Origin of the sequence: Klebsiella sp. CN_Kp106 (genome assembly GCF_040064575.1) — a bacterium.
In the GTDB taxonomy this organism is placed as follows: domain Bacteria; phylum Pseudomonadota; class Gammaproteobacteria; order Enterobacterales; family Enterobacteriaceae; genus Klebsiella; species Klebsiella michiganensis.
The window spans coordinates 147,360-154,485 of record NZ_JBEAIG010000052.1 but is presented as its reverse complement, the minus strand read 5'-3'; the positions used below and the strand labels follow the sequence as shown (position 1 = coordinate 154,485).

Sequence of the window (7,126 nt, the reverse complement as noted above, 5' to 3'; positions counted from 1 at the left end):
TATCGGCAACTAAAAATGGTTGCAGGCGTTCACAGTATCTACCGGCCCGCAGACGGCGGGGAACCGGTAGTACCGGCCAGCGCAACCTCACTCCGCCTCCCACTCCATCGCCACCTTCAACGCCATTCCCAGCTGCACCATCACCTCTTTATGTTTATCTGTCGGCGGCAGGGCGCAGTTGATCCTTAAGCAGTTGCGGTATTTCCCGGATGCTGAAAACAGCGATCCCGGCGCGACCTGGATTTTCAGCCGGCACAGCTGCTTCGCGACGCAGACCATATCCACCTGCTCCGGCAGCTCGACCCACAGCATAAAGCCGCCTTTCGGGCGGGTAACGCAGATCCCGCAGGGGAAAAACTCCCGCAGCCAGCAGGTGTAAATCTCCATATTACGCTGGTAGATCTGCCGCATCCGCCGCACGTGGCGGTGATAGTGGCCTTCGCGAATAAAGTTACAGGCCGCCAGTTGGGTGGAGGGGACGTTGGTACCGCTGGCGGCATACTTCATCTGCAGCAGACGATCGTAATAACGGCCGGGGGCAATCCAGCCGATGCGCAGGCCGGGAGCGATGGTTTTGGTAAACGAACTGCAGAGCATCACCCGGCCGTCGATGTCCCAGGAATGGATCGTGCGCGGGCGCGGGTATTCGGTTGCCAGCTCGCCGTAGATATCATCCTCAAAGATAACGATATCGTGGCGCTGGGCGAGGCACAGCGCCGCTCGCTTGCGGGCATCCGGCATGATAAATCCCAGCGGATTATTGCAGTTGGGGACCAGGATCACCCCTTTGATCGGCCATTGATCGAGCGCCAGCTCTAACGCCTCGATGCTGATCCCGGTTTCCGGATCGGTGGGGATCTCGATGGTTTTTAGCCCTAATCCGCGCAGCATCTGCATGGTGCCGTAGTAGCAAGGGGATTCGACGGCGACGATATCACCGGGCTGGCACACCGACAGCAGCGCCAGCGACAGCGCGCTGTGGCAGCCGCTGGTGAGCACCAGGTCGTTGGCGGTGACCACCGATCCGCCGTCGAGCATCAGGCGGGCGATCTGTTCGCGCAGTTCGCGACGCCCGGCCAGCTCGTCGTAGTTCAGCACTTCGCTCAGGTTGTGCTGAATTGCCCGGCTCAGCTCGCGCCAGATAGGCTTCAGGCTCGGCTGAGTGACGTCCGGCGAGCCGCCGCCGAAGGGGATAATCGATTTATCGTGGCGGGCGTCGAGCATGGTCAGCACCTGATCCCACTGGGTGATCTCGACGGGACGCTGGACCGGACGCGACATCGGCGGTACCGGCGGCTGGGCTTTACGCGGGGCCACGAAATAGCCGGATCGCGGCTGCGGCACGATCAACTGCTGCTGTTCCAGCGTCTGGTAGGCCTGCTGAACGGTGCTGATGCTGACGCCGTGTTCCTGGCTCAGGCTGCGTACCGACGGCAGCTTTTCGCCGGGGCGATACAGCCCCTGTTCGATGCGTTCTGCCAGCAGGCTGGCCAGATGTTGATAGCGGGTCATGCTGTATCCTTGATCGTCGCCATACAGATCAATAAACCAGTACAGATTGGCGGTAAAAATGAGGTCTGCTGTACGTTTTAGCGAATCTGTATGTTAAAGAAAAGTATTTTGTGAATCTGTATTGTTTGGCCGCGGATCCGTGAAGATAAAGCCTCTGGCAAGGTGAGGAGGTAGAGGATGGAATTTCACGAGAATCGGGCAAGACAGCCGTTTATCGGCTTCGTGTTTCTGGCGCGGATAATCAAAAAATGGTGGCTTCGCGAACAAACGCGCAGAACATTGCAGCGTATGAGCGACGAACAGCTAAAAGATGTCGGGCTGCGTCGGGATCAGATCAATTAAAAAGTGCGATTTGTTACCCGGCATTTTCCCGGAGGCGGCGCTTGACGCGCCTGTCCGGGCTACCAGACCGCGCAGAACTGTAGCCCCGGTAAGCGTGAGCGCAACCGGGGATTTCCCCGGAGGCGGCGCTTGACGCGCCTGTCCGGGCGACCATACCGCGCAGAGCTGTAGCCCCGGTAAGCGTGAGCGCGACCGGGGATAATACATTCACAGAATTTATCAATTCATGCTTATCCACTCTTCGTTTCTTGATACTTACCGTGATAAGTATTATTTTCCTCACCGTTAAGTGAGGAAAAAAAGATGACCGAAGACGACCTGTTTGCCCGCCGCCCGATGGGGATGCGCATGGCGATGGTGGTGCGCCAGTGGCGCGCGATTATTGATTCTGCCATTACCGATACCGGCCTGACCCAGTCAAGCTGGACGGTGCTGATGCAGCTGCATCAGCTGGGGGATAACGTCTCGGTCAGCGAGCTGGCGGAGGTGCAGGGCATTGAACTGCCGCCGCTGATGCGCACCCTCACGCAGCTGGAAAAGCAGGGCTATCTGCTGCGTTCTACATCGCCTTATGACAAACGCATACGCCTGCTGACGCTGACGGCGGAAGGCCGAGCTATTCTGGAGAAGCTGAACCGCGTGATTGAGACCTATCAACAGCGCGTCACCGAAACTATCCCTGAAGCGCAGCTCGCCGCCTTTAGCGCTACGTTAAATCAAATCGCCTGCAATCTGCGGACTATCCGCGAAGAAGATAACAAGATCTAAAACACTATGATGACCCCTGAACAGAAATTTGCCCGCTGGGTAAGGGTGAGTATTGCCGCCTTCCTGGCCATATTCGCCTGGTTTATCGTTGCCGATATCTGGATCCCGCTCACGCCGGACTCCACCGTGATGCGCGTGGTCACGCCGGTCTCGTCGCGCGTCTCCGGCTATGTCTCCCATGTCTATGTGCACAACAACAGCCAGGTGAAGAAGGGCGACCTGCTCTATGAACTGGACCCGACGCCGTTTATCAATAAAGTGGAAGCGGCGCAGATCGCCCTTGAACAGGCGAAACTCAGCAACCAGCAGCTGGACGCGCAGATCGCCTCTGCCCGCGCCAACCTGCGCACCGCCCAGTACACCGCGCGCAACGATAAGGTGACCTTCGAGCGCTACCAGCGCCTGAGCACCATGCAGAACGTTTCCCAGTCGGATCTGGATAAAGTGCGCACCACCTGGCAGACCAGCGAGCAGTCGGTCAGCGCGCTCAACGCCAGTATCCAGAATCTGCTGATCCAGCGCGGCGAGCGCGACGATGGGCGCAACGTCACGCTGCAGAAGTACCGCAATGCGCTGGAAGAGGCGCAGCTTAACCTCGGCTGGACGAAGGTCCGCGCGGAGACCGACGGGATGGTGAGCAACCTGCAGCTTAACCCCGGTCTGTACGCCACCGCCGCCACGCCGCTGCTGGCGCTGGTGAGCAATCAGACCGATATCGTCGCTGATTTCCGCGAGAAGAGCCTGCGCCACACCGGCGTCAATACCGATGCCGCGGTGGTGTTTGATGCGCTGCCGGGGAAAGTCTTCCCGGCGCACGTCACCAGCAGCGATGCCGGTATTCTGGCCGGCCAGGAAGAGGTCAATGGCCAGCTATCGCAGCCGGAGCAGTCCACCCGCTGGGTGCGCGACGCGCAGCGCATGCGCATTCACGTCGCCCTGGACGAGCCGCTGGATAAGCCGCTGCCCACTGGCGCCCGCGCGACGGTACAGCTCTATAACAGCGATGGCCCGTTCGCCCGTACCTTCGCCGGCGCGCAGATCCATCTGGTGAGCTTCCTGCACTATGTCTATTAATACCCTGGCGCGGGTCTTCACCCCGCACGGCAACATCGTCTACACGGCGAACGATTTTCGCCAGACGCTGCGCATCGCCGTGGCCGGCACTATCGCACTGAGCATTTCGACCTTCTACGACGTACAGTACGGCGTCTTTTTCGTGGTTTATCCGCTGATGCTGCTGTCGCTGGTGCCGGTATTTAACCGTCACGTGGCGCGGCAGTTTGTGTTCAGCGCAGCGGTAAACTGCGTCGAAATGGTGTTAATCGTCGGCTATCTGTCGCAGTGGCCGGTGATTATGACGCTGGTGGTGTTTGGCCTGTACGTGATGCGCTTTCGCTTTATGAGCCAGGGGCCGCTGTTTCTGCTGGGGTCGATGGGCGTGGTGTGTCAAAGCACGATGCTCAACTTTATGAGCTATCCCACCAGTAACTGGCACACCCTGATGTTCTCCAATATGGAGGCCTGCGTGATGGCGGTGGCGCTCAGCGCGCTGCTGAACTACTTCATCCCGGACGTTGAACCGCGCAAGCCGCCGCCGCGCATTGAAAAAGATGCTGCCCGTATTCGCCACGAATCGCTGCTCTCCGGCAGCGTGGCGACAATGATCTTTGTGATCTTTCAGGTCTGCGATCTGAGCGACTCGCTGTCGGCGCTGATGGCGGGAATTTTAATTCTGTTCCCGATGCACTATCGCGGCGCGGTGATTAGCTCGATCTGGCGCGTGGTGGGGGTGGTGCTGGCCTGCCTTTATATCCTGGTGGTGCAGCTGATTATCTACGACTTCAGCAATCATATGGTGCTGATGATGCCGCTGATTGGTCTCGGCCTGGCGTTTAGCGCCCGCCTGCACGTGATGGAGAAGGTGGGGGCCGGCGTGGGCTTCGCCAGCATTACCACCATCGGCATCATGTTCGGCCAGAACCTGCATCCGGACCAGGACCTGGTGTTCAGCGATCTGTACCGCATCACTTCCGTCACCGTGGCGCTGATCGTCACGCTGACCATGGTCTTCCTTATGCATCGGCTGCTGAACTGCTTTGCGCCAACCCGATTCGTGGTGACCGAATAAGCTCAGGCCGCCAGCGCCCGCTGCGCGTCGCGAAAAGCGTTGTGCAGCAGCCGCCACATATGATGCGCCGCCGGGGAAAAGCGGCGGTCGGAGTTGCGTAGCAGGTGGCACTGGGCGCTGCTGGCGATGGGATGATCGATGGGGACCGCGCTCAGAATACCGTGGGCGATCGCCTCCCGGGCGGCGTATGCGGTCATAAAAGAGATCCCCAATCCCGCCTGGCTCAGGCTCATGGCGGTGGAAAAGAGGTTGCAGCGATAGGCCGGATGAAACTGCCGTCCGGCGGTTTTAAACATGGCGTTCATATGGCGCTGCAGGCCAAAGCTGTCGGTGAGCGCGATCAGGCGATATTGTGTAAGCTCATCGATGGTGACGGCGGGCAGGGCAGCGATGGGATGCTGCGGCGAGACCACGGCGCAGATAGGGCCCCACTGAAAGCTGTGGCGTTTAAGCTCCGGGTTGCCGATGGGGCCGAAGGCGACCGCCATATCCGCTTCGCCGCTGGCGATATCGTTGAGCATCTCCTGCATGCTGCCGACAATAATATCCACGAACACGTTAGGCCAGGACTGAGAAAAGGTGCTCATCACCGATTCAATAAAGGTGGTGACCAGCCCGCCGCCAATCCTCACCGAGATAGTCCCGCCGCGCATATGGCGTAAATCCTTCAGGTGACTTTCCAGCTTTTCCCGGCGCTGACGGCTTTCGTAGTAGTCCTCCGCCAGCAGACGTCCGGCTTCGGTCAGCACCACGTTTCGTCCCTGGCGTTCCAGCAGCGGCAGCTCCAGCGCCCGTTCCAGCTGCGCTATCTGGCGGCTGATGACTGACGGGTTGATGCCCAGCATATCGGCGGCCCGGCGAATGCCTCCCTGAATCCCGACTTCATACAGATAGCTCATCGGCCTCTCATGCAACATCGTTTCTCGCTCCTTTGTTGACCTGTAGTCAACAATAACACCCTTTCACAGGTATTTATCATCCCGGCAAGTTATAGATAATCGTAATTCGGACAAAAACTGACAGGGAGGAAAATTCTCATCGCTTATTCCCGGCGCGCTATTAAGGCGGCAAGGCTCGGGGAGTTGAAGAATAAGAAATGGTGATGATGCTGATTAAGGGAATATGGAAAAGCTTATCAGTGAAAATAATAAATTCGAATAACAATAAATTGACATAATTTCAAATTGCAAACAATCGCACTAACATTTCATTATGTGAGAGGACAGGGTATGAGTGAAAATAAAACGTTGGAATGTTCCTCCGACGAAACGACAAATGAGTGGAAAGTCGGGCCCGGAGCCTGGATTTCACTGATCGTCGTATTGTTAGTTTTCTCCGGGTTGCTGTTTAAGGTTGAGGGCATGGCCTGGCTGGGGGCGTTTGACTTTACCACCCTCGGCGGCGCGTTCGGCACCATGAAAACGCCGGAAACCAACACCTTTATCGGCAGCGGCGGCATCAGCGCCAAGGCCGGCTTCCTGTTTGCCCTGTCGCTGGTGCCGACGGTGATGCTGGCGCTGGGGCTGCTGGAGATATTTACCCACTACGGCGCGATCCGCGCGGCGCATAAGCTGCTGACCCCGCTGCTTCGCCCGCTGCTCGGGATCCCGGGTTATACCGGCCTGGCGCTGATTACCGATTTACAGAGTACCGATGCCGGGGCGGCGCTGACCAAAGAGCTGTATGACAGCGACAAAATAAATCGTAAGGATCTGGTTATTATGGGCGCCTGGCAATATTCCGGCGCCGGTTTGATTAATAACTACTTCTCGATTGGCTCAGCGCTTTTCGCTTCGTTAACCATTCCTATCATTATTCCGCTGCTTTTAATGTTTGTGCTGAAGTTTGTCGGCGCGGCAATCACGCGTCTGGTTCTGAATACCGCTTATAAAAGGGATTTTGAAAATGAATAATTCGGCAAAAGTCGGCAGTAACCCGTTCGATATTTTCGTTATCGGCGCGCGCAAAGGATTTAATATCGCCATCAACAATCTGATGCCGAATGTATTAATGGCCTACGTGATCGCTGAAATGCTGAATTTGCTCGGCGTGATGCAGATCATCGGCCACGTCTGCGCGCCGCTGATGGGCCTGTTTGGCCTGCCGGGTGAAGCTATTACCGTATTGCTGACCTCCTGGCTTTCCGCCTCTGCGGGAACCGGCGTGGCGGTGAGCCTGTTGAGCAAAGGCACCCTCAACGTGGCGGATATCACGATTCTCATCCCGGCGATTTTCCTCATGGGTTCGCAGCTTCAGTACATGGGGCGCCTGCTCGGCGTGGCGGATGTCCCGAAAAAATATTGGCCGCTGCTGATGGCGGTGAGCATTATCAATGCCGTCATCGCCATGCTGGTCATGCGCGTGATTGCATAATAG

8 protein-coding genes are annotated in these 7,126 nt (G+C 57.7%); 6 read left to right on the top strand and 2 right to left on the bottom strand.

Annotated elements, in window-relative coordinates; all coding sequences use genetic code 11:
- Window positions 1-87: 87 nt before the first annotated feature.
- A complete protein-coding gene (locus ABLU96_RS17970; RefSeq protein WP_014227765.1) occupies window positions 88-1,512 on the bottom strand; it encodes a PLP-dependent aminotransferase family protein in 1,425 nt (474 codons plus the stop codon).
- 177 nt (window positions 1,513-1,689) lie between these two features.
- Here ABLU96_RS17970 and ABLU96_RS17965 point away from each other — a divergent pair, with 177 nt between their 5' ends.
- From ABLU96_RS17965 to ABLU96_RS17950, 4 genes are all read left to right on the top strand, one after another.
- Entirely contained in the window at window positions 1,690-1,854 is a 165-nt protein-coding gene (locus ABLU96_RS17965) for a DUF1127 domain-containing protein (protein ID WP_004098259.1), read from the top strand.
- Between the two features lie 303 nt (window positions 1,855-2,157).
- Window positions 2,158-2,622 (top strand): MarR family transcriptional regulator, encoded by a 465-nt coding sequence (locus ABLU96_RS17960; protein ID WP_014227766.1) that lies wholly within the window; start codon window positions 2,158-2,160, stop codon window positions 2,620-2,622.
- 6 nt (window positions 2,623-2,628) lie between these two features.
- Window positions 2,629-3,696: an HlyD family secretion protein gene (locus tag ABLU96_RS17955; RefSeq protein ID WP_032693019.1), complete on the top strand. Its 1,068-nt coding sequence runs from the start codon at window positions 2,629-2,631 to the stop codon at window positions 3,694-3,696.
- Window positions 3,686-4,750 (top strand): DUF2955 domain-containing protein, encoded by a 1,065-nt coding sequence (locus ABLU96_RS17950; protein WP_004098265.1) that lies wholly within the window; start codon window positions 3,686-3,688, stop codon window positions 4,748-4,750. Before ABLU96_RS17955 ends, ABLU96_RS17950 begins: the two co-directional genes overlap by 11 nt.
- A gap of 2 nt (window positions 4,751-4,752) precedes the next feature.
- Here ABLU96_RS17950 and ABLU96_RS17945 read toward each other — a convergent pair whose 3' ends face one another.
- Entirely contained in the window at window positions 4,753-5,667 is a 915-nt protein-coding gene (locus ABLU96_RS17945) for a LysR substrate-binding domain-containing protein (RefSeq protein ID WP_064406261.1), read from the bottom strand.
- A 312-nt stretch (window positions 5,668-5,979) separates the two neighbouring features.
- On the opposite strand from ABLU96_RS17945, the gene ABLU96_RS17940 reads away from it, so the two are divergent.
- Window positions 5,980-6,663, top strand: coding sequence for a nucleoside recognition domain-containing protein (locus ABLU96_RS17940; RefSeq protein ID WP_014227768.1), 684 nt, complete (start codon window positions 5,980-5,982; stop codon window positions 6,661-6,663).
- Window positions 6,656-7,123 (top strand): YjiG family protein, encoded by a 468-nt coding sequence (locus ABLU96_RS17935; RefSeq protein WP_004128539.1) that lies wholly within the window; start codon window positions 6,656-6,658, stop codon window positions 7,121-7,123. The genes ABLU96_RS17940 and ABLU96_RS17935 overlap by 8 nt, the downstream gene beginning before the upstream one ends.
- Window positions 7,124-7,126 lie beyond the last annotated feature (3 nt).

Excerpts from the sequence above, each read along its gene's own strand:
- ABLU96_RS17970 (WP_014227765.1), bottom strand. The coding sequence starts at position 1,512 with ATGACCCGCTATCAACATCTGGCCAGCCTGCTGGCAGAACGCATCGAA.
- ABLU96_RS17965 (WP_004098259.1), top strand. The coding sequence starts at position 1,690 with ATGGAATTTCACGAGAATCGGGCAAGACAGCCGTTTATCGGCTTCGTG.
- ABLU96_RS17960 (WP_014227766.1), top strand. The coding sequence starts at position 2,158 with ATGACCGAAGACGACCTGTTTGCCCGCCGCCCGATGGGGATGCGCATG.
- ABLU96_RS17955 (WP_032693019.1), top strand. The coding sequence starts at position 2,629 with ATGATGACCCCTGAACAGAAATTTGCCCGCTGGGTAAGGGTGAGTATT.
- ABLU96_RS17950 (WP_004098265.1), top strand. The coding sequence starts at position 3,686 with ATGTCTATTAATACCCTGGCGCGGGTCTTCACCCCGCACGGCAACATC.
- ABLU96_RS17945 (WP_064406261.1), bottom strand. The coding sequence starts at position 5,667 with ATGTTGCATGAGAGGCCGATGAGCTATCTGTATGAAGTCGGGATTCAG.
- ABLU96_RS17940 (WP_014227768.1), top strand. The coding sequence starts at position 5,980 with ATGAGTGAAAATAAAACGTTGGAATGTTCCTCCGACGAAACGACAAAT.
- ABLU96_RS17935 (WP_004128539.1), top strand. The coding sequence starts at position 6,656 with ATGAATAATTCGGCAAAAGTCGGCAGTAACCCGTTCGATATTTTCGTT.